Origin of the sequence: Chitinophaga sp. (assembly GCF_036569185.1) — a bacterium.
GTDB lineage: Bacteria > Bacteroidota > Bacteroidia > Chitinophagales > Chitinophagaceae > Chitinophaga.
Genome location: NZ_DATCRD010000239.1, coordinates 1 through 18,381, shown reverse-complemented (window position 1 = coordinate 18,381; position 18,381 = coordinate 1). Strand labels below are relative to the sequence as shown.

Sequence of the window (18,381 nt, the reverse complement as noted above, 5' to 3'; positions counted from 1 at the left end):
TATAGAATACCAGTTAACGGGAGTGAAGAAAAGCGAGTGTTTCCTCTGCTTTGTAAAGTTCCCGTGCCGCGTAGTGAAGACTAAGCTGGTGCGCTGTATTCATCTTTTCCAGTTGCAGCAACTCCTTTACCGGTATTACCATACTGAGATCAGTACCGGTGGCATTGGCAAACGACCATTTTTTCAGCGTGTTGCCGTTCTCATCTTTCAGGGTAATACTCCGGTTGCTACCAGCACCACCACTTAAAGAGCAGTGTTTATAAATGATATGCAGCTCATCGCCGGAGCTTGCCTGGCTCAGTTGCAGCACCCTTAAATTCAAAGGCTGGTTGACCGATTGTTTCAGGATAAGTTTGTTGTTAAGATAGATCTCATAACTATCCAGTCCAACTTTCGGCGTGAAGCTAAATGCTGTAAAGCACAGCGCTACCAGCATACACATGGTGATGAATGCCCTGTTAAATGTTGTACGTTTCATGATAAAAAGTTTAAGTGAAAAATACTGTCGGATCCCTGGTAACAATATTAGGAGAAAAGAAAACGAAGGAGAAAATTAGTAGAGCAGCAAACAAAATAATCGATGAATGAACATCCTCCTTTTTTATTGTTATCTTCCTCTACAATTTCTGCTGTTGGTCGACATTATTTTGCGGGGTAAGCGCTTTTATTTTCTTTTATGATGAATGATATGAAAATGGAGTTCCTGGATAAACCGCTGCAGCTGCCGTTTTCAAAACGCAGTGTTTCTTTAAGGCATGCCCTGGCGCATAGCGCTTACTGGGTGCTGATTACGGGATTCTTTATATATGAGAAAAGGTATCTTATATACAAAGCCAATATGCCTTATTTTGTTGCCTGTGTTACAGTAAGAATTGCCCTGCTTATAGTGATCGCCTATCTTAACCTGCATTACTTTTTACCCCGGTACCTCCTGAAGAAACGCTATCTTGCTTATTTTACTGCCGTTGTTATTTCTGTGCTGGGATACCTGGCAGCGCAAAGCCTGTTCGATTATTACCTGTATGGCTATGTGGTGGGGCCTATGCGCAACAGCGACCTGGTGGAATCGTTATCGTACAACTTCTTCAGCACTTTATGGTATATCGGTTTGATGCTGGCCCTCAAGTTAAGTATGGACTGGTATGGACAGCAGCTGATGATCCAGAAGATCACGGTGGAAAAGCTGAATGCCGAAGTTAATTTTCTCCGTGCACAGGTAAATCCTCATTTCCTGTTCAACGCATTGAATAACCTGTACGCGCTAACGCTGAAGCAATCGGCGCTGGCGCCGGATGTGGTGCTGAAGCTGTCTGATATGATGGAATATATGTTGTATGACAGCACGGATGCAAAGGTGTTGCTGGAGAAAGAAATCACGTACCTGAATAATTATATTGAACTGGAGCGGCTCAGGTTTAGTGCGGAATCCATGATTGTATTGAATGCAGATGTTGAATTAAACGGGGAGGAAATTGCTCCTCTTTTATTATTGCCCTTGCTGGAAAATGCCTTCAAACACGGACTTAGCAAACAAGTTGAAAACAGCTGGCTGAACGTGGATATCCAATTGCAAAAGGCAACATTGACAGTAACGATAGAAAACTCCAAACCAACCACTGCAACCCGTAAAAGCAAAGGCGGAATAGGACTTGATAATTTACAGAAAAGACTGGAACTGCTTTATCCGTCCAGACATCAGCTTGAATTAGAAGACAGGAAAAGCTCCTTCCTGGCCAAACTGGTAATTGAACTGTAAACTGCATACCATGTTGAAATTTGTTATTGTAGATGATGAGCCGCTTGCGCTTGAAGTATTGGAAGGCCACCTGAAAAGAATGGATGGAGTAGATTCCGTTGTGATGTTTGGGAATGCGGGAGCTGCTTTAAGTTACCTGGAAAAGCATTCCGCCGATGTATTGCTGCTGGATATTGAAATGCCGGAAATGACAGGCATTGAGTTCCTGAAGGCATTGACCAATCCCCCGTTGACAGTGTTTACTACTGCTTACCGTAACTATGCTTTTGAAGGTTATGAGCTGGGGGTGATAGATTTCCTGCTGAAGCCTGTTTCTTACAATCGTTTCAGCCAGGCCATCACGAAGATAAAAGAGTTCCTGGCACTGAAGGCGCAGCATGCCAACATTGAGAATATGCCCGGGGAAGGCAATCCTGATTTTATTTTTGTAAAAAGCGGAGTACAGCGGATCAAGCTGGAGTTTAACGAAGTAACGCATATACAGGGGCTGAAAGATTACGCGATCATTTATACACAGGGAGGAAAGGTGCTGCTGAAAGGCTCTATTAAAGCGATGCTGAACATCTTCCCGCAGCACCGTTTTGTGCGGGTACATAAATCATTCATTGTAGCTGTGCAGAAAATAGTACGTCTTGAAAGGAACCGCATTGTATTGAATGGGCAGCAGATCCCTATCGGGAGAAACTTTAAGGAGCAGCTGGAGAAGATACTGAATGCGAGGTAGGGTATGTGGCCAGTCCGGCACTATTGAAATGCTGGCGCCGCCCGGAGGCGGGCCCTGAAGTAGGCGTACCGGTTGCGCCGGATGAATTTCTGCCACCGCCTGAAATGAACAACGCCCAAAGGAAGAAGATGCAGGAAGTAGCTGAAAAGTATGGGTAGCAATTGTACCCGCCTGATTATTTCACATGGTCTGCGCCCGGAAACCAGGCGGGGGAATGACTGGGCTCAAACGGTACGCGCCACTAAAAACTCCTCTCCACTTGCAGGACTAAATCCATCTGTTCTCCCTGTAAAGTAGCGCCTGGCGATATCCCCGGAAGATATAATTTCCATTTCTTTAAACCCGGCTTCCCGCGCCAGCGCCAGCATTTCTTCCGGGGAAAAAAAGCTGATGAAGGGAGTACCGGCTGCGCGTGCGCCTTTTTCCGATATCTGTTGCAGTGGTCTGTCTTCTTCTTCCATAAGATCTGCCGGCAAATAAAACGTCATGGCCAGTTTTGAACCGGGAGCCAGTGTGGCAATCTGTCGCAGGGTGTCAAGAATGGCTTCCCTGGTAAGATACAGCGTAACGCCGGTACAGGCTACTACGGAGGGCTTCCCGGGATTGAAACCTGCTTTGATCAGTTGTTCCCACCAGGAAGCCATTTCAAAATCGACCGAAACAAAGTGCAGCCAGTCGGGGAGGCCAAATCCAAGTTCTGTTAACCGTTGTTGTTTCCATGCCTGGGTACCAGGTTGATCTATTTCAAATACCTGCATCCGGGAGGCGATTTCCGGTTGCCGCTGGGCAAAGGTATCGAGCCCTGCGCCCAGGATCACATATTGCCGGGTGCCCAGCTTATATGCTTCCTTCACCATATCTTCAATAAAACGGGCGCGGGCCACCATGGAGGCCCGGAGGCGCTTTGTAAAATCAGGATGCATATCCGGGCGTTGCTGCCAGTCTGCCTCCGGGGCTGCGAGCTGCAGGCCGATCTCGTCTTCAATAATATGGGGCGCTGCGTCTACCTGAACATGTAAGGCTCTCCACAGCGCCGTACGTACGGCGGTATTATCCGGTACTGCTTTTTTATCCTGGGTCATGTGTTATGGTTTGGGTGATGGCTATGCTATGAGCAAGTTAAGTTCAGTAATACCACAAAATTAGCTGTTACCGTTTGGGCGAAATTGTAAAAAACCGACAGTCATTTTTTTAATTCCCATTCGGGAAAACCCGGCATTCTTTCAATGGCTTTGCGCTGGTAGATGCGCGGGCTTACGCCTGAAAACAATTTAAAATCACGGATAAAATGGGATTGATCGAAATAACCCAACGAATAGGCGATGTCTGTAAGTGAGCGGAAGCCGCCTTGCCGCAACAGTGATAACGATGCCTGAAAACGGCAGATACGCGCATATAAAATAGGCGTAATGCCGATATGAGCCAGGAACAGGCGTTCCAGCGACCGCTCGGATAAATTCAGTTCGCGTAAAACATCGGCCAATCTTTTTCCCTGTTGCAATGCTGTTGTAGCATACACCAGTTTAGGGTTATAGTGGTTGTACCGGTGCGTTTGCGCAAGCAGGAATTTAGAAAGACAGCTAACCTGTTGCTCTACTGAAGTGCAATGGAGCAGCTGTTCGCACAGGGATGTTTTGGTAAGATAACTGATGCAGGCATTTTGATCGGTAAGCTCATTGGCATTTAATCCAAACACCTGCTTAAGTGCCGTTGGCTCAAAGATGACGCCAACGGTACGAAAGTTGCCGCCGCCCTGTAATTGTCCATACTTTCTCGCCTGTCCGAATACAAATAACTGTGGCAGCTGTTCTCCCTCGAAACCTGTGAACAGTGAAGGGTTTTCCTGGAAAATGAGCCCGGGTGAACCGCTACTCATTACTGTAAAGGATTTTTGCGATACGTCGGCAGCTGAGTTTTCCAATACCCAGAAAGAGCGCACAAATTTTTTGAGTGAAGCCGGAGGAGGTATTACCTGGTAACTCATTTGTTGTCTGTTATTGTAAAGATAACAGTAAATACTATTATACCCGGATGATTGAGCTGTAAACCTGGATCGTGATAGCAGTAAATACTATTATATCTGCGGCGATCCTGAAATTAACAACTTACTCTTCAATAAAAAAGTAATTATCTGTACCTGGAATCGGATAGCCGTTCCCGTTATCCCTTAATGTTTCCTGGTTCACTGGAATGTTTTTTCAACGTTGGAATGTTACCAGCATATTAGTCATCCAATCCCTTTCCGTCAAGTATTTGCTGCAGGTATTTTTCAACCCGCGACTCCCGGGTTTTGGATTGTTTGGGACTGGAGAAATGGAGGAGATAGGCTCTTTGTCTTCCTGGCGTAAGTGCGTCAAAAGCTTTCTTCAACGCCGGCATTTTATCCAGTCGTTCCTGGAACTCTTCCGCCACGGCAAATTGCGATGGTTTTTTGAATTTCACCTTCAGACCGGCTTTTTCCACTTCAATAGCTTCGTAGATGTAAGCCTTTAATGTGGGCGCCAGCTGTACGATTTCCTTTACATTGGTGAACCGGATCTGGCGCGCCGATTGCACGTTTTCTGTTTGCTGTATCAGGAGACCTTCGGCATCATGCAACAACGCACCTTTGAAAAAGAGGAATGCGCAATATTCTTTAAACGCATGTATTAACACGATGTTGTTTCCCTCGAAAGTATAACAGGGACAGCCCCATTTCAACTCTTCGGTAAGACTGCAATCGAGCGCTATCTTCCTCAGCTGTCGCTGCTCTTTCTGCCACTTTTCTTTTTCAAAGTAAAAATCAACCTTGGGATTCATGATATTTAATTTTTTATTGATTAACCGGAATGAGTTTCCTGTCGGCTGGCCGGAAATACCAGGATGTTATAGTTAATGCCAGTAATAACAGGCAGGGGAAAATTTCTTTTGTGGTACCCGACAGGATATGTGAAAAGGCAGCACCCGACATAGCAAAGAAAAAGCCTGCATACGCCCATTCCTTAATTAAAGGAGATCTGGGAACAAGTATAGCCACTACACCCAGGAGCTTCCATGTACCTAATATAGTTAAAAAATAATCAGGATAACCCAGGTTGGCGGTAAAATCCTGCTCTTGTTTTATTCTGAGCAACTGTACTATGCCGGTGGATGTCATTCCCAATGCCAGCCAGAGCGTAGCTATCCAATAGATAATTTTGTTTCTCTTTGTCATAAGGCGTTATTTTAATTTGCTTACAATGTCCTGTAATTTGTTATGCGCCATGTTTATACCATATGCAAAAGGCATTTTCAGCTGTTGCTCCCTCAGCTCAATTGATCTGTATATGATCTGCATTTTCAGCCTGCTGGTATCTTCTGTAACTTTTTCAAACTCCAGGAACTCAAGCTGTACATCAAAGGGGGCATTCACCATTTCAAATGTCCGGGTGATTTTCCGGTTGGGAACAAACTCATGTATAACTCCATGCGCTTCGAACACTACCTGGCCCTGCTCATTTGATGTTTGATACTGCCAGCTTCCATGCGCTTTGTTTTCGAGCTTCAGTACTTTGGTACCCATCCACTGCTCTATAATTTCAGGCTCCTCATAAGCTTTAAAAAGTAATTCCAGCGGCAGGTCAAATTCCCTTGTTATAAACAGTTCCTGTTTGCCATCCTCCGCATGAATTTTTGTTTTCTGTTCCATATTATTTGTTTTTATATTTTTTCATGATGGATTCTAATTTGTTGAACCGGTCGTCCCACATTTTGCGGAATGGTTCAAGGAAGTCTGCTATTTCTTTCATCTTTTTAGGATTTAAGTGGTAGTGAATTTCTCTTCCGTTCTGTTCCTGTTTAAGCAGTTCGCATTCAGTAAGTATCTGCAGATGTTTTGATACGGTTGGCCTCGCCGTGTCAAAATTCGCAGCTATGGCGCCTGCCGTCATGGACTGGGAGGCTACCAACAGGAGTATGGCCCTTCTTGTAGGGTCTGCTATGGCCTGGAACACGTCTCGTCTTAAATTCATCGTGTAGCTATTTGACTACAAATATATGTGTAGTTATTTAACTACACAAATTTTTTTAGAGAGATAGATAAATGGGGTTAGTATATAATAGCCATTAAAAGAAATTATACCCGTTGAAGGACAGTCTCTGTAAATATTTATACTCCCCGTTTTCCCGGAGGAAAACGTAATTCTCCCAAAAAGAATCATCATCCAGTGTGCAGGAAGAATTCAGGTAGCAGAAATCATTCAAATGGGTGATGTCTTTTAGCTGCTCAATGAGATCTTGTGCGTGAGGAACTCCTGTATCAGGTGAAAAGTAGGTCCACTCATAAAATTCATTTTTCCCCGGTATGTACACCAGGTACCGCAACACGGCAGTTTCTTCATGCCTTCCTTTGGCCGCCGTTGCTAATAATACAAAGCGTTTATGCTCCGGGAACAGGCTGGTAAAGTGCGGGTTTGCAAGCAGGCCGCTTATTTCATCGTATTTACCGGGATAGTATATGCGCAGCTTTTCAGCCAGGGTATCCAAAATTCCTATGTCCAGGTAATACCTGAAAGCCTGGTTCACCTTTTCTTTTTTTCTTTGTTTAATATCAGCTACCAAAAAGGGAGCGTCTTCAAACTCTTTCCATGATACGTTGAATTTAGCCCATGGTAGCTGCTTGTATGGCTGATAAACCTCTTTCCCGAAGATATCGTCCTGGATGATCCATGCTTTGGCCCTTTTTTCATCCAGGTTCTGGAAGTAAGTTAAGGATGGTGAAACATACCATTGCTCCTGGTAGTAAGCTCCGGTAAAAGCAATGGCGTAAGCATCATATTTTTTGGGGTCAAAAGCATCAGGCGGGCGTAACTGCCAATCATTTTTCTGCCCTGCAGGAATGTCCTTTGGCGGAGCGCTAATGACAGAGTGCCCGTTAAGCTGGTAGTTCAGCCATTCAAGGTCTTCCTCCGTAAATTCATCCACGTAGGTAGCAGCAAAGAACATATCCTGCCCGGGATTAAATAACCCGGTAAAGTATCCCTTTAACAATCGATGGTGTACCCTTGGATGAAGAAGCTCTTTAACGGCGTCATAAGATTTCATCATCCTATTAAATTAGGAAAATTTGATTAATATATGGTACAGCTTCCGGAAGCTCAGCATATTTTCAATGCGGATATATAATCTCCAGCCCCTACATTTGTAAAAAAGTAATGATGACTGATACCGGCAACAAACGAATAAAAAGGAGCGAGGAGATCACCAGTCAGTACTTTGTGTTTTTAGACAAGCACATTGATGACCTGGTAGCGGGTAGGGTGAATGAAATGATGGAGCTGAATGAAATTGCAGCTGAGTTGCACGTTTCTCACAAACACTTAACCGATACCATTAAGCAGACCATGGGCGCCCACCCCTGTCACTTCTACGATCAGAAAATTATTGAAAAGGCCCAACAGCTTTTACAGGAAACAGACTTCTCTGTGGCGCATATCGCCATCACGCTGACTTACGATCCCTCCAATTTTTCAAAATTCTTCCGGAAATATGTAAAATTAACACCTGATCAATGGCGGAAGAATAATCCATCCCTTAAAAAACTTCCGAAAAGTTCACCACGATAAAACTAACAGGTACATGGAACTTTGTCATAGTTTAAACAATAAATATTTTCATTATGGCAAGAAATGATTTAAAAGGAAAAGTAGTTTTGATTGCAGGCGGAGCGAAGAACCTGGGAGGTTTATTGAGCCGTAATTTTGCAGAAAGAGGTGCAAAGCTGGCTATTCATTACAATAGTGAAAGCACCAGGACTGATGCGGAGAAAACGCTTTCTGATGTACAGGCCCTCGGCGCTGAAGCCTTCCTGTTCCAGGCGGATCTGACCAATGTAAAGAATATTACCAGGTTCTTTGATGAAGCCATTTCCAGGTTTGGAGGAATAGACATTGCTGTAAATACCGTTGGTAAAGTGCTGAAGAAAGAATACATAGCTACCAGTGAAGCGGAGTACGACAGTATGGCCGTTATCAACTCCAAAATAGCCTATTTCTTTATCCAGGAAGCAGGTAAAAAACTGAATGATAACGGTAAAATCTGTACCATTGTTACTTCCCTGCTGGCGGCATTTACGGGCTATTACTCCACTTACGCGGGCATGAAAGCACCGGTGGAAGATTTTACCCGCGCTGCCTCCAAAGAATTTGGCAGCCGTGGTATATCGGTATCAGCAGTGGCTCCCGGCCCAATGGATACCCCGTTTTTCTACGGACAGGAAAGTGAGGATGCAGTAGCTTATCATAAATCCGCTTCTGCATTAGGCGGACTTACAGACATCAAAGACATTGCTCCCCTGGTGTTGTTCCTGGTAACAGACGGATGGTGGATCACCGGGCAAACTATTTTTGCCAACGGTGGTTATACCACACGATAACTAAATACAGACAGCGGAACGGGAAGCGGACTTCCTGTTCCGCTATCTGTATTTATTATTTTACAGATGCCGGAGATAAAACGCCGGGTTACTGAGAAACGAATGGGTAATACGGTAATGCTCTGTGTCTTCATAAGCTGTTTGCCGTATTTCATCTTCGCTTATCTCATAGAGGAGGGCTCCTGGTATACCCATAATGATCGGGGAATGTGTGGCTACGATAAACTGGGAGTTTTTGCTTTTCAGCGCCTCCAGGATAAAGGATATCAGCGATAATTGTTTAAGGGGAGATAATGCGGCTTCCGGTTCATCCAGCAGGTAAATGCCGTTATCATTTATTTTTGTTTGTATGATTTTCAGATAGGCTTCCCCGTGGGAAAGCGCCAGGAGGTTTTCCCCGTAATCCCTCCGCATCATATGCAGCAGGGTATGCATGCTTTCAGCCATTTTATCGAGCGCGCTATCAGCTACTTCACCCCGCATATCCTCTAAAAAGGCATTGTTACCGTTCTTTTGCTGTTTTAGTTTGTAGATATAGTCGCCGAAATCTTCCGCCCGGAAGAAGAAGCCATTCAGTGGCTTCCTTACCTGTTCCAGTTGCAGGTAGGGCTGTAATGACCTGGCGGCGTTAAAGTCATCCCTTTTGCCGATATGATCGCCTATCAGTGGCGTATTCATACGCATCGCAATACTTTCCAGCAGCGTGGATTTACCGGTACCATTGTCGCCGGTAAAGATGGTAATCCTGTTGTCTATGGCTATATTCTTTCCATGCTTCACCGCCGGCACGTTGAACGGGAATGGATGTGAGTGAGACGTGTTTATGGATAAGGACCGGAGAAAGGGCATAACAATAACATTGAATTGAAAGATTAAGATACTATTTTCCTATGTAAAAAAACATTTACCGGAGGATAAAAATGAGTGGGCATATGTTGGTATAAACTGCCTGTTACCGGCAGAAGATCCCCGGTATAGCTTTCGTTAAATAAATTTTCTATTTTTCAGTTTTAAAGTACTTAAAGTATTATCCTGATGAACACTGATAAACAAATATGCCTTATTACCGGCGCCAGCAGTGGTATTGGGCACGCTATAGCTGATGCACTGAAACAGGAAGGGAATAACCAGCTGATTATAACCGCCCGCAGAAGCGATCGGCTTGAAGAACTGATATCCCCCAATGTAGAGGTACTTCCCGGGGATCTTAACTCCCCGGAGTTCCAGGACTCCGTGATCTCGCATATCTGGAGCAGGTATGGGAGGTGCGATTACCTGTTCAATTGTGCCGGCATCATTGAGGTGGGCACTATAGAAGATATGGATATAGACAGGATGACGGCTATGCTTCGTTTGAATATAGAATCAACGTTCCGTCTTACTTATGCCATGTTGAAGAAATTCAGGCAACAGGAATCGGGGCATATCGTTAACCTGTCGAGCGTACTGGGCACCAAAGTAAGGGCCACGGCTGGTGCATATGCAGCCACCAAATTCGCCATGGAAGCCTTGTCGGAAGCGCTCAGGATGGAACTGACGGATTCCCGGATAAAGATCAGCTGTATAGAACCGGGACTGGTAATGACGGAGCTGCATAAAAACTGGAAAGTGCATCCGAAGGAAAGTATGAATATCAGTCATCCTTTATCTACTGCAGATATTGTGGAGGTGGTGAAATTCATTATGTCACAGCCGGAGCATGTGAACATCCCGAAGCTGATGATTCTTCCCAAAGGACATAATATTTAGTAATATGCCAATGGCAGACCAACTTTTTTCTGCCGGACAGCTGTTGTGAGGATTTGCTGTATCGTCAGAGCCCGAAGCATCCTCCTCCGCCTTTTTTTGTCAATGACACCCGCTTCACATTTTCACCGTCCTGTTTTATTTCTACGAATTTCTGAAGCCGCTCATCGTAGTTGTCCTGTACATGACGTTTGCTCCAATAGTGCACCATCACCGGGCCTTCCCGCTGGTACCCATCGTAAACATTTACTGTTTTATGAACAGTGAAATCGAAATAAGCTTCCAGGTAATATTTCCCGGGTGCAAGCCCTTCAAATGTGAACTCTCCATTTTCATTGCTTTGTATTAACACCGCGTATTTGCTGGCTTCCTGGGTCATGAATACGGATGTATTTTTGTTTTTATTCTTTTTTCTCAGGTCGATCCATTCTTCCAGATAGGGGGTAACCGGGTATAGCGTAATGCTGATCCATTTTGCATAGTAAACCTGTCCTTCTTTATTTGAGCATGCCCTGCCTGAAATACTTGCTCCTCCTTTTTCAAATATGAATTTTGCCTTGGAGGCATCGAACCTGGATGCAGGATAAATTGCTTCCTGCCGGGTGGTATTGGATGGTGCATTTTTACCACCCAGGTCCTTATACCTGAGCCAATCGGCATCAGCGGCGCCAAAATCTCCCACTGCTTCATAGGTGAGGGCCCTGTTCCAGTAATAGGCGGGTTCTTTTGGGGCAAGTTCTACTGCTTTGGTATAATCTGCAATAGCGCGGCTATAATCAAGTTTATTTATAAAAAAATTGGCACGCCAGTTATAGCCTGTAGGTTCTTTTGGATTAAGCGAAATAGCTTTATCATAGTCTTTCAGTGCAGTATCGTATTCTTTCAACAGTTCATAGGCTTCTGCCCGGCCAATAAAGGCGTCGTAATAGCTTGTATTGATGGCAAGGGCCCTGGTATAGTCGGCCACCGCTTTTTCGTAGTGTTGCGGATTTTTATCAGTATGCCTTTTATGCAGCATTCCTCTCAAAGCATAAGCCAGTGCAAACTCCGGAGCCAGGTCGATGGCATAGGTAGCATAAGCGATGGCATCGTCATTGGTGTCTGTGAGATCGCTTTTTTCTACCAGTGCACGGGCGTAGGCTTCCAGTGCCACAGCAGGTTTGACTTCCACTGTTGTTTTATATAGCAATGTTCTTGCAGAGTCTGTAGCCCTGTATCTTATTGTTTTATCTTCTCCCTTCAATACATAGTTATAAGACAGGAACGCATAGTAAGTGCCTCTCCGGGCGTTAACCGGCGCTAACGAAATAGCTTTTTTCAGATCGGTTTCAGCCCCGGTGTAATCGCCTGCTGCGGTTAGCGCCCTTCCGCGCACGGCATAAGCTAAAGCCATATTGTTGTCGGCTTTGATAGCGTTTGTAGCATAGCTGAGGGCTGTAGCAAAGTTGCCGAGCATCAGCTGGGCCAATGCTTCATCGGTGAGTCCCCGGGCATTACTCTTTTGAGCATTTCCCGTGGTAACGCAAAGGAAAAAAACTGTTGTGGTTGCCAAACACCTGGATAAAATTTTCATGATGCTGTAATTGTCTGGTATCTTTTTATAATTTAACCAACAGCCGTTGTATGGGCTTTTCTATTCTCAATTTAAGAAAAATAGTGGCACTCCGGAATTTCCATTTAGTTTTGATACAAGTGGAAGTCCCTTTTCTGTTATCCTTGCCGGTAAACTTACGGTATGCCTGAAGTAATAAGGGCTCTTTGTATTTTAATATTATATTTTTGGAGAAGAAAGATCTGGCAGGGAAGATAAAATAGAAAGTGATGAAATCTCTTTTTGTAATCTTAAAAAAGATATAATGTCCGTTGGTAAGATACGCTTATTGTTATTGGTAACAGCGCTGCTTTGTATGGTCCAGCGTCCTCTCATAGCTCAGAACAAAAGACCTGGCTATAGCGAGTGTGATCTCAATTTCAACAGTAATGGAAATGAAATTTTTGGAAAACTGATCACTCCTGTTGAGTATAAAGGTAAACTGCCTGTTATTGTTTTTGTACATGGTTCGGGGCCGGAAGATTACAGTTCATCGGATAACTACAGGTATTTATGGGAAGAATTTACCAAAGCCGGCTTTGCCTGTTATTCCTGGAACAGGCCGGGTGTTGGTCAATCCCAGGGGAAATGGTATGAACTATCCATGGAAGACAGGGCCAACGAGGTGATCAGCGCAGTAAATAAACTCAAAACGCTGGATATAACCGACACTTCAGGCATAGGATACTGGGGAATCAGCCAGGCGGGTTGGGTTATTCCCCTGGTAAGTGAAAAGATAAAGCCTGCTTTTGTAATAACCGTTTCTTCGCCGGTAACTACCGCTTTCAGTCAGGAATTATACAGGGTGAAATCGGAAATGAAGGCGGATGGTTTTTCCCGGACGGATATACGTAAAGCGGTTGCCTACAACCGGAAACTTAAAGAGATGATAAACGGGGATAAGCCCTATGAGCATTTTGCAGCATTGCAAAAGGAGATAAAGGGCGCTAAATGGGCGGATAATGTTATTGGGGGAGATGAAGTAGTGTATAAATATTTAAGTATTGTTTTGAAGAAAGACAATCCTCCGCATTTAGAGGGCCTTAACTGCCCGGTATTAGCCATCTGGGGTGAAAATGATCTGATGGTGCCTCCCCGGAAAGGAGCCGCAACATACAGGAAAGTAATGAAACGTATTGGCAACGCCCAGGCTTTGATAAGGATCATTCCCGATGCCGATCATACACTCACATTTAACCATACCGGTAAACGGGCTGAAACCATAGAAAGAAGGGAACGGTATAAAGATAATCCCAAAGAAATATTCGCGCCTGGCTATGTATCGCTAATGACGGATTGGTTAAAGCGTTTGAATCTTCATCACAACCAGGTTTTGTCGGCACATTTTCCGTCCATGTCTACTTCCCATAAATGAAAGCAGGTAACGGGCTAGTTTTGTGTAACAAACGTTTTTATGAAAGCAGCTACAGAACGTAAAATAATCCGCTGGTTACACATTATACTCAGCATTCCCATACTGGGATATATTTATGGGCCGGTTGCCGCCAATCCTCCCGCTGCAAATGCGGTGCGCTGGGTATTCCTGCCGGTAGTAGTATTAAGCGGCCTCTGGATGTGGAAAGGGCATCTGCTAAAGAAGAAGCTCAGGAAACAGGTAAGAGTATAGGCAGGCATTTTTTGTTGTGGATAGGAATATGTCTTATTTTACATACCTAATCTTTGGGTAACATGAAACGAGTGCTCCTATCATGTATGCTAAGCATTCTTACAGCGGTTGTATCCGGCCAGGCAGCAACAGATTTCCCGCAACTGAAATGGCTGGAGGGCACATGGAAAAAGATCAGCACGAAACCGGGCCGCGCAGGGTATGAGAAATGGGAGAGCAGCACTCCTTCTTCCATGAAAGGCACAGGTATAACGCTGCATGGGAAGGATACTGTTTTCTCCGAAAAACTGGAGCTGGTAGTTAAAGGGGATGCTATCTACTACGTAGCGGATGTTCCGGAAAATAAGGCACCTGTCTGGTTTAAGATGACCTCCATTAGTAGAAATGGGTTTACCTGTGAAAACAATGAACACGATTTTCCTAAAAAGATAGTGTATGAAAGGGAAGATAAAAAGTTGAAAGTAACTGTTTCAGGTAATGGTAAGTCTGCCAGTTTTCTATTTGAGAAAGGATGATAAAATTTGTATGACCTGTTTGAAAATTACAATTTAAATGGATGTACTGAACTGGCTGCTCGACGGTGATCCTGCTATCCGCTGGCAGGTATTGCGTGATCTTATGCATGCACCGGCGGAGGTGTACACTGCTGAACGTGAGCGGATAGCCACCGAAGGCTGGGGCGCAAGGCTGCTGGCCTTGCAGGACGAAGATGGCCAATGGGCCGGGGGGGCCTGTTTCCCGGCAGCGGGACTTCAAACGGATTCAAAGGAGCCTGGTCAGCCCTGGATATCAACGTTGCCTACACTCCAGTTATTATGGAATTTCGGGATCAATCCTCACACGGAGCGTATGCGCCGTACCATCAGCTTGATCAGGGACCATTGTTGCTGGGAACATGCAGGGCAACCGTTCTTTAGTGGAGAAGTGGAGCCTTGTATTAATGGGAGAACTGTTGCGTTAGGTGTTTATTTTGATCAGCAGGTAGATGATATTGTTGCGCGGTTACTTGAAGAGCAGCTGGAAGACGGAGGTTGGAATTGTGATGTGGAAATAGGTTCCTGCCGTTCTTCGTTTGCAACAACCATCAATGTACTGGAAGGATTACTGGCGCATGAGCGAGCCACCGGTGGCTCTGCAGCATCCATCGCAGCCCGTCGGAGGGGAGAGGAGTACCTGCTTGAACGGCAACTATTCCGGCGCAAAAGCACCGGTGAAATTGTGGATCCTGCCTGGTTACAGTACTCGTTCCCTGTCCGCTGGCATTACGATGTATTGCGCGCCCTTGAGTACTTCCGCCTGGCAGGGGATGCGCCTGATCCGCGCATAGCTGAAGCTATCGGCCTGCTCCGGTCCAGGCAGCAGCCTGATGGTACATGGTTGCTGGAGAACACGCATCCGGGCAGGGTTCATTTCGCCCTCGAAGACGGCGACGGCCGGCCCAGTCGCTGGAATACCTTAAGGGCAATGCGGGTGCTCGGCTGGTATGAACGGTTTATGAAATGAACATGGACGTAAATCATTTGAGTGATGACTAAAAACGCGGCATACAGCTACTCTTACCTGGTTTCTTTTTTATATGTTGGATTTGGTACATTGACAATATTGTCGCTGTATCCTGATAATTTGTTTTACGGCGAATGGGTATCGTGGGGAATGGCTGTTTAAAAGATATATTACAAACACATAAAAGCTGTCTGTCGCTTAAATAGCCGGAACACTGTTCTCCGCCACTTCTTCAGAAGTTAATCCATACATGGGCGGAGTTTTTATACCCAGCAGGTTCAGATAAATATATAGCTCCCCCCGATGGTGGATTTCATGTTCCACCATCGCACGCATCCACTTCCATATCCGCATTTCCACATTACCAGGAGTAATGCATTTCCGTTGCAGGTCTTCATCGCTTAACTGGCGGAATATTGCAAGTGATTGCTGGTGTAATTCATTGAAAAAGGAGAGCACATTATCATAACCATCTGCCAGTTCCTTGCCACAGCTCTGGTAAGCGCTTTTCCGGCCGGCAATGGTTTCGGCAAACATATATCTTTCAATAGTGGCAATATGCCTGATCTGATCACCGATACTGAACTTTCCGGGTAAATAGGACCAGTCCAGCTGGCCGGGTGGTACTACTTTAATAAGCCGGAGGGTACGTTCCCGCACTTTGTCGTAGTAGTCGAGGAAGGGTTGTATTGTAAGTATTTCCATGATTTATCTGCTGGCTTTCATGAGAGTGATCAATGACGTAGCTACCTGTGTTTCTTTACCGTTATTAACAGTGAAAAGGTCGGTTTGCGCAACAGTGAGGGTGGCTCCTCCCTTTATAACCGTGGCTTTGGCGACGAGTTTTTCTCCTTTCGCCTGCCGGAGGAAGTTAATTTTAAACTCGATGGTCAGAAATGAAACATCTTCCTGGTAAAGTGTGGTGGCGGCATATCCTCCTGCGGTATCTGCCAGTGCGGCAATTACACCGCCGTGAAAAATGCCGGAGGTACGTAACAGGAAATCTGTGGGAGGAACAGCAATCTCCATTGTACCGCTGCCGATATCCTGGATGATGGCGCCATAAAATTGCATCAATTTCTGCCGGGCAAAACTGGCTTTGATCCTTTCGCTGATGTGCTGGTCAAACATAAACAGTTCTTTCAGGGAAGGTAGCCATTTTTAGTTATTTGCAAAATACCTGTAGCTATGGAATTACCACCGAGGTGTAAGGAGTATATAATGTCCAGCCAAGTGTTTCATATAAGGCTTTGCCTGCTTCTGTTGCTACCAGCACAGCATTGGTTTTTCCACTGGAAATTGCGATGTCTTCAAGTGTTTTCATGATCATTGTTGCCAGTCCTTTACGGCGATGCAACAGATCCGTTTCTATACGGTCATAAATAACAAAATCATCTACAAAAACCAGCCGCCCGATGGCAGCTATATCTCCATTAGTGGTAAGAACTTTTGCCAGGGAAACGGGCGCTTCATTCCTTACTTCTAATACATACCCATCAGGTAATGCGCTTTTAGGCGATGACATAGTTTTAAAGCAGGTCATCATAAAGCCAGGAGGTTGTATAACCCATCGGGAGGGTATCCTGTTTTTAATGACACCAGGAGGCGCGCATACTTTAAGAAATACCCGGGGCTCAGTAATGGTATTTGCCAGGTCAATAAATTCATTGGTGAAACCGGGAAAAACATAACGGGTCTTTTGCTCCGGCCATCCTACATCGACTCTGAATCCGCTATCACTTTTCGCAGGAAGCGGTAAGCCGCGTGATAAAGACCAGCCTCTAAGCCATTTTTCAACAATAGATGGATCAATCATATCCTGCTGCATATTTATTTATCAGTGATGTGGTTTTTTATGGCATCTCCTCATAATCCGCATTTGCCAGGATAGTTTCCCGGAAGAATATATATTTTTATCGTCTCTTTCGAAATTGGAAGTCAGGGCTACATAAGTCCGGGGATTGGATATTTTAATTTTTTTCCACATAGCTAATTTTCACCTTTAATAAGGTCCTCGATGATCCGGGTAAAGTAATTTGCTTTATCATCTATATCCAGGGGCGCCGAGTTCCCGTTTAAGGGATAGTTACCCTGTATGAATCTTAGTATACCATTTTTGTCAAGGAACAGGTTGGTCGGCAGTGCACTTATTTTTATCTCCTTCTTATACATCTCTCCATTTTCCAACACCTGGAAGTTAAATTTTTTATCTTTCAGAAAATCTGTTAACCGGTCGCCCGCTGCGCTGTTTTCTGTAATTGAGATGAAATTCATTTTGTCTTTGTATTTCTCTTTAAGCATACTTAACTGGGGCATTTCCGCGATACATGGCCCACAATAGATGGCCCAGAAGTTAATAAGCGTGGGCTTCCCCATCAATTGAGCAGAAGAAACTTTGTTGCCACCCAGTTCAGCGAGGTTGAAGCCGGGAAGTTTTTTATTTAGTAGCAAAAAAATAGAATCCTGTTTGTATAACATTTCAAATCCGGGTGATTGTTGCCCGGCTGCTTTTTTTGCTGCATCAAAGGTGATGTAGTTAATCACAGTATCCTTTTCGGTCACCTTATGATAAATAACTGCTGTTAGCGAAAGAGATGATGGGAGCGTCTTTTTTACAGCATCAAAAGATGCTCTTATTTCAGCTTCGGTTAATAATATACCATTGTTAAAAGTATATACGTTCTGCTGCGCAGATATTTTATGTTGAATCAGTATCAGAAGCAAAACAATCAATGATCTCATTGTTGCAATTTTTTGTTAAGATAACATTTTACTTACTTCCTTAAGATTTTCTCCATTGTTTTCCCCTTTGCTAACTCGTCGATCAGTTTATCCAGGTACCGGATTTTTTGCATCAGCTTATCCTCTATCTCTTCTACCCGGTATCCGCAAATTACACCTGTGATTTTTGACACGTTGGGATTTAGTTGGGGAGCCTGTGCGAAGAAGGTTTCAAAATCTGTCTTATTGTCGAGATGTTGTTGAAATTGTTGTTGATTATATCCCGTCAGCCAAAAAATAATTTCATGTACTTCCTCTCTTG

The 18,381-nt window shown here is 44.6% G+C and carries 26 protein-coding genes; 11 read left to right on the top strand and 15 right to left on the bottom strand.

Annotation, left to right across the window (positions count from 1 at the left end):
- Positions 1–13: 13 nt before the first annotated feature.
- The gene (locus VIM72_RS18225; protein ID WP_332004258.1) at positions 14–478 is read right to left on the bottom strand and encodes a hypothetical protein; all 465 of its coding nucleotides are present in this window, start codon (positions 476–478) and stop codon (positions 14–16) included.
- A gap of 198 nt (positions 479–676) precedes the next feature.
- Between VIM72_RS18225 and VIM72_RS18220 the strand changes: the two genes are divergently transcribed.
- The 3 genes from VIM72_RS18220 to VIM72_RS18210 are packed head-to-tail and all read left to right on the top strand — an operon-like array spanning position 677 to position 2,638.
- A complete protein-coding gene (locus VIM72_RS18220) occupies positions 677–1,756 on the top strand; it encodes a sensor histidine kinase (RefSeq protein WP_332004257.1) in 1,080 nt (359 codons plus the stop codon).
- Between the two features lie 10 nt (positions 1,757–1,766).
- Positions 1,767–2,480 carry a LytTR family DNA-binding domain-containing protein gene (locus tag VIM72_RS18215; RefSeq protein ID WP_332004256.1) on the top strand — a complete coding sequence of 238 codons (714 nt, stop codon included), beginning with the start codon at positions 1,767–1,769 and terminating at the stop codon, positions 2,478–2,480.
- Positions 2,481–2,485: 5 nt separating this feature from the next.
- On the top strand, positions 2,486–2,638 hold the full coding sequence (locus VIM72_RS18210; protein WP_332004255.1) for a hypothetical protein: 153 nt from the start codon (positions 2,486–2,488) through the stop codon (positions 2,636–2,638).
- Between the two features lie 66 nt (positions 2,639–2,704).
- Here VIM72_RS18210 and VIM72_RS18205 read toward each other — a convergent pair whose 3' ends face one another.
- The 7 genes from VIM72_RS18205 to VIM72_RS18175 all read right to left on the bottom strand — a co-directional run bounded on the left by VIM72_RS18205 (position 2,705) and on the right by VIM72_RS18175 (position 7,544).
- Positions 2,705–3,562, bottom strand: a complete 858-nt coding sequence (locus tag VIM72_RS18205; RefSeq protein ID WP_332004254.1) for a class I SAM-dependent methyltransferase — start codon at positions 3,560–3,562, stop codon at positions 2,705–2,707.
- A 101-nt stretch (positions 3,563–3,663) separates the two neighbouring features.
- A complete protein-coding gene (locus VIM72_RS18200; RefSeq protein ID WP_332004253.1) occupies positions 3,664–4,464 on the bottom strand; it encodes a helix-turn-helix domain-containing protein in 801 nt (266 codons plus the stop codon).
- 239 nt (positions 4,465–4,703) lie between these two features.
- Positions 4,704–5,279, bottom strand: coding sequence for a YdeI/OmpD-associated family protein (locus VIM72_RS18195; RefSeq protein ID WP_332004252.1), 576 nt, complete (start codon positions 5,277–5,279; stop codon positions 4,704–4,706).
- 13 nt (positions 5,280–5,292) lie between these two features.
- Positions 5,293–5,673, bottom strand: a complete 381-nt coding sequence (locus VIM72_RS18190; RefSeq protein ID WP_332004251.1) for a DoxX family protein — start codon at positions 5,671–5,673, stop codon at positions 5,293–5,295.
- Positions 5,674–5,679: 6 nt separating this feature from the next.
- A complete protein-coding gene (locus VIM72_RS18185) occupies positions 5,680–6,147 on the bottom strand; it encodes an SRPBCC family protein (protein WP_332004250.1) in 468 nt (155 codons plus the stop codon).
- A gap of 1 nt (position 6,148) precedes the next feature.
- Positions 6,149–6,469 (bottom strand): metalloregulator ArsR/SmtB family transcription factor, encoded by a 321-nt coding sequence (locus tag VIM72_RS18180; protein ID WP_332004249.1) that lies wholly within the window; start codon positions 6,467–6,469, stop codon positions 6,149–6,151.
- A gap of 94 nt (positions 6,470–6,563) precedes the next feature.
- Entirely contained in the window at positions 6,564–7,544 is a 981-nt protein-coding gene (locus VIM72_RS18175) for a hypothetical protein (RefSeq protein WP_332004248.1), read from the bottom strand.
- A gap of 110 nt (positions 7,545–7,654) precedes the next feature.
- Between VIM72_RS18175 and VIM72_RS18170 the strand changes: the two genes are divergently transcribed.
- A complete protein-coding gene (locus tag VIM72_RS18170) occupies positions 7,655–8,062 on the top strand; it encodes an AraC family transcriptional regulator (protein WP_332004247.1) in 408 nt (135 codons plus the stop codon).
- Between the two features lie 53 nt (positions 8,063–8,115).
- Positions 8,116–8,871 carry an SDR family oxidoreductase gene (locus VIM72_RS18165; protein WP_332004246.1) on the top strand — a complete coding sequence of 252 codons (756 nt, stop codon included), beginning with the start codon at positions 8,116–8,118 and terminating at the stop codon, positions 8,869–8,871.
- Positions 8,872–8,931: 60 nt separating this feature from the next.
- Here VIM72_RS18165 and VIM72_RS18160 read toward each other — a convergent pair whose 3' ends face one another.
- Positions 8,932–9,720: an AAA family ATPase gene (locus tag VIM72_RS18160; protein WP_332004245.1), complete on the bottom strand. Its 789-nt coding sequence runs from the start codon at positions 9,718–9,720 to the stop codon at positions 8,932–8,934.
- Between the two features lie 186 nt (positions 9,721–9,906).
- On the opposite strand from VIM72_RS18160, the gene VIM72_RS18155 reads away from it, so the two are divergent.
- Positions 9,907–10,620 carry an SDR family oxidoreductase gene (locus tag VIM72_RS18155; RefSeq protein WP_332004244.1) on the top strand — a complete coding sequence of 238 codons (714 nt, stop codon included), beginning with the start codon at positions 9,907–9,909 and terminating at the stop codon, positions 10,618–10,620.
- Positions 10,621–10,684: 64 nt separating this feature from the next.
- On the opposite strand, the gene VIM72_RS18150 is transcribed toward VIM72_RS18155, so the two are convergent.
- A complete protein-coding gene (locus VIM72_RS18150) occupies positions 10,685–12,169 on the bottom strand; it encodes a tetratricopeptide repeat protein (protein WP_332004243.1) in 1,485 nt (494 codons plus the stop codon).
- Positions 12,170–12,473: 304 nt separating this feature from the next.
- Between VIM72_RS18150 and VIM72_RS18145 the strand changes: the two genes are divergently transcribed.
- The 5 genes from VIM72_RS18145 to VIM72_RS18125 all read left to right on the top strand — a co-directional run bounded on the left by VIM72_RS18145 (position 12,474) and on the right by VIM72_RS18125 (position 15,500).
- Entirely contained in the window at positions 12,474–13,583 is a 1,110-nt protein-coding gene (locus VIM72_RS18145) for an alpha/beta hydrolase (RefSeq protein ID WP_332004242.1), read from the top strand.
- A gap of 39 nt (positions 13,584–13,622) precedes the next feature.
- A complete protein-coding gene (locus tag VIM72_RS18140) occupies positions 13,623–13,835 on the top strand; it encodes a hypothetical protein (RefSeq protein WP_332004241.1) in 213 nt (70 codons plus the stop codon).
- A 62-nt stretch (positions 13,836–13,897) separates the two neighbouring features.
- Complete coding sequence (locus VIM72_RS18135) at positions 13,898–14,350, top strand: DUF6265 family protein (RefSeq protein WP_332004240.1); 453 nt, start codon at positions 13,898–13,900, stop codon at positions 14,348–14,350.
- A gap of 37 nt (positions 14,351–14,387) precedes the next feature.
- A complete protein-coding gene (locus VIM72_RS18130; protein ID WP_332004239.1) occupies positions 14,388–15,338 on the top strand; it encodes a hypothetical protein in 951 nt (316 codons plus the stop codon).
- A gap of 24 nt (positions 15,339–15,362) precedes the next feature.
- Positions 15,363–15,500 (top strand): hypothetical protein, encoded by a 138-nt coding sequence (locus VIM72_RS18125; protein ID WP_332004238.1) that lies wholly within the window; start codon positions 15,363–15,365, stop codon positions 15,498–15,500.
- A 36-nt stretch (positions 15,501–15,536) separates the two neighbouring features.
- Here the strand turns inward: VIM72_RS18125 and VIM72_RS18120 are convergent, their stop codons facing one another.
- The 5 genes from VIM72_RS18120 to VIM72_RS18100 all read right to left on the bottom strand — a co-directional run.
- Positions 15,537–16,043 (bottom strand): DinB family protein, encoded by a 507-nt coding sequence (locus VIM72_RS18120; protein ID WP_332004237.1) that lies wholly within the window; start codon positions 16,041–16,043, stop codon positions 15,537–15,539.
- Positions 16,044–16,046: 3 nt separating this feature from the next.
- Positions 16,047–16,469 (bottom strand): PaaI family thioesterase, encoded by a 423-nt coding sequence (locus VIM72_RS18115; protein ID WP_332004236.1) that lies wholly within the window; start codon positions 16,467–16,469, stop codon positions 16,047–16,049.
- Positions 16,470–16,524: 55 nt separating this feature from the next.
- Positions 16,525–17,154, bottom strand: coding sequence for a GNAT family N-acetyltransferase (locus VIM72_RS18110; protein WP_332004235.1), 630 nt, complete (start codon positions 17,152–17,154; stop codon positions 16,525–16,527).
- Between the two features lie 173 nt (positions 17,155–17,327).
- Positions 17,328–18,080: a TlpA disulfide reductase family protein gene (locus VIM72_RS18105; RefSeq protein ID WP_332004234.1), complete on the bottom strand. Its 753-nt coding sequence runs from the start codon at positions 18,078–18,080 to the stop codon at positions 17,328–17,330.
- Between the two features lie 32 nt (positions 18,081–18,112).
- Positions 18,113–18,381, bottom strand: a 269-nt coding sequence (locus VIM72_RS18100; protein ID WP_332004233.1) for a DUF2200 domain-containing protein, incomplete at its 5' end; no start/stop codon positions are given.

What these genes read in the sequence shown, in the direction of transcription:
- VIM72_RS18215 (WP_332004256.1), top strand. Translation starts at nt 1,767, where the DNA reads ATGTTGAAATTTGTTATTGTAGATGATGAGCCGCTTGCGCTTGAAGTA.
- VIM72_RS18195 (WP_332004252.1), bottom strand. Translation starts at nt 5,279, where the DNA reads ATGAATCCCAAGGTTGATTTTTACTTTGAAAAAGAAAAGTGGCAGAAA.
- VIM72_RS18120 (WP_332004237.1), bottom strand. Translation starts at nt 16,043, where the DNA reads ATGGAAATACTTACAATACAACCCTTCCTCGACTACTACGACAAAGTG.
- VIM72_RS18130 (WP_332004239.1), top strand. Translation starts at nt 14,388, where the DNA reads ATGGATGTACTGAACTGGCTGCTCGACGGTGATCCTGCTATCCGCTGG.
- VIM72_RS18175 (WP_332004248.1), bottom strand. Translation starts at nt 7,544, where the DNA reads ATGATGAAATCTTATGACGCCGTTAAAGAGCTTCTTCATCCAAGGGTA.
- VIM72_RS18145 (WP_332004242.1), top strand. Translation starts at nt 12,474, where the DNA reads ATGTCCGTTGGTAAGATACGCTTATTGTTATTGGTAACAGCGCTGCTT.
- VIM72_RS18205 (WP_332004254.1), bottom strand. Translation starts at nt 3,562, where the DNA reads ATGACCCAGGATAAAAAAGCAGTACCGGATAATACCGCCGTACGTACG.
- VIM72_RS18110 (WP_332004235.1), bottom strand. Translation starts at nt 17,154, where the DNA reads ATGATTGATCCATCTATTGTTGAAAAATGGCTTAGAGGCTGGTCTTTA.
- VIM72_RS18155 (WP_332004244.1), top strand. Translation starts at nt 9,907, where the DNA reads ATGAACACTGATAAACAAATATGCCTTATTACCGGCGCCAGCAGTGGT.
- VIM72_RS18115 (WP_332004236.1), bottom strand. Translation starts at nt 16,469, where the DNA reads ATGTTTGACCAGCACATCAGCGAAAGGATCAAAGCCAGTTTTGCCCGG.
- VIM72_RS18220 (WP_332004257.1), top strand. Translation starts at nt 677, where the DNA reads ATGATGAATGATATGAAAATGGAGTTCCTGGATAAACCGCTGCAGCTG.
- VIM72_RS18170 (WP_332004247.1), top strand. Translation starts at nt 7,655, where the DNA reads ATGACTGATACCGGCAACAAACGAATAAAAAGGAGCGAGGAGATCACC.
- VIM72_RS18135 (WP_332004240.1), top strand. Translation starts at nt 13,898, where the DNA reads ATGAAACGAGTGCTCCTATCATGTATGCTAAGCATTCTTACAGCGGTT.
- VIM72_RS18140 (WP_332004241.1), top strand. Translation starts at nt 13,623, where the DNA reads ATGAAAGCAGCTACAGAACGTAAAATAATCCGCTGGTTACACATTATA.
- VIM72_RS18200 (WP_332004253.1), bottom strand. Translation starts at nt 4,464, where the DNA reads ATGAGTTACCAGGTAATACCTCCTCCGGCTTCACTCAAAAAATTTGTG.
- VIM72_RS18125 (WP_332004238.1), top strand. Translation starts at nt 15,363, where the DNA reads ATGACTAAAAACGCGGCATACAGCTACTCTTACCTGGTTTCTTTTTTA.
- VIM72_RS18185 (WP_332004250.1), bottom strand. Translation starts at nt 6,147, where the DNA reads ATGGAACAGAAAACAAAAATTCATGCGGAGGATGGCAAACAGGAACTG.
- VIM72_RS18165 (WP_332004246.1), top strand. Translation starts at nt 8,116, where the DNA reads ATGGCAAGAAATGATTTAAAAGGAAAAGTAGTTTTGATTGCAGGCGGA.
- VIM72_RS18225 (WP_332004258.1), bottom strand. Translation starts at nt 478, where the DNA reads ATGAAACGTACAACATTTAACAGGGCATTCATCACCATGTGTATGCTG.
- VIM72_RS18190 (WP_332004251.1), bottom strand. Translation starts at nt 5,673, where the DNA reads ATGACAAAGAGAAACAAAATTATCTATTGGATAGCTACGCTCTGGCTG.
- VIM72_RS18160 (WP_332004245.1), bottom strand. Translation starts at nt 9,720, where the DNA reads ATGCCCTTTCTCCGGTCCTTATCCATAAACACGTCTCACTCACATCCA.
- VIM72_RS18180 (WP_332004249.1), bottom strand. Translation starts at nt 6,469, where the DNA reads ATGAATTTAAGACGAGACGTGTTCCAGGCCATAGCAGACCCTACAAGA.
- VIM72_RS18105 (WP_332004234.1), bottom strand. Translation starts at nt 18,080, where the DNA reads ATGAGATCATTGATTGTTTTGCTTCTGATACTGATTCAACATAAAATA.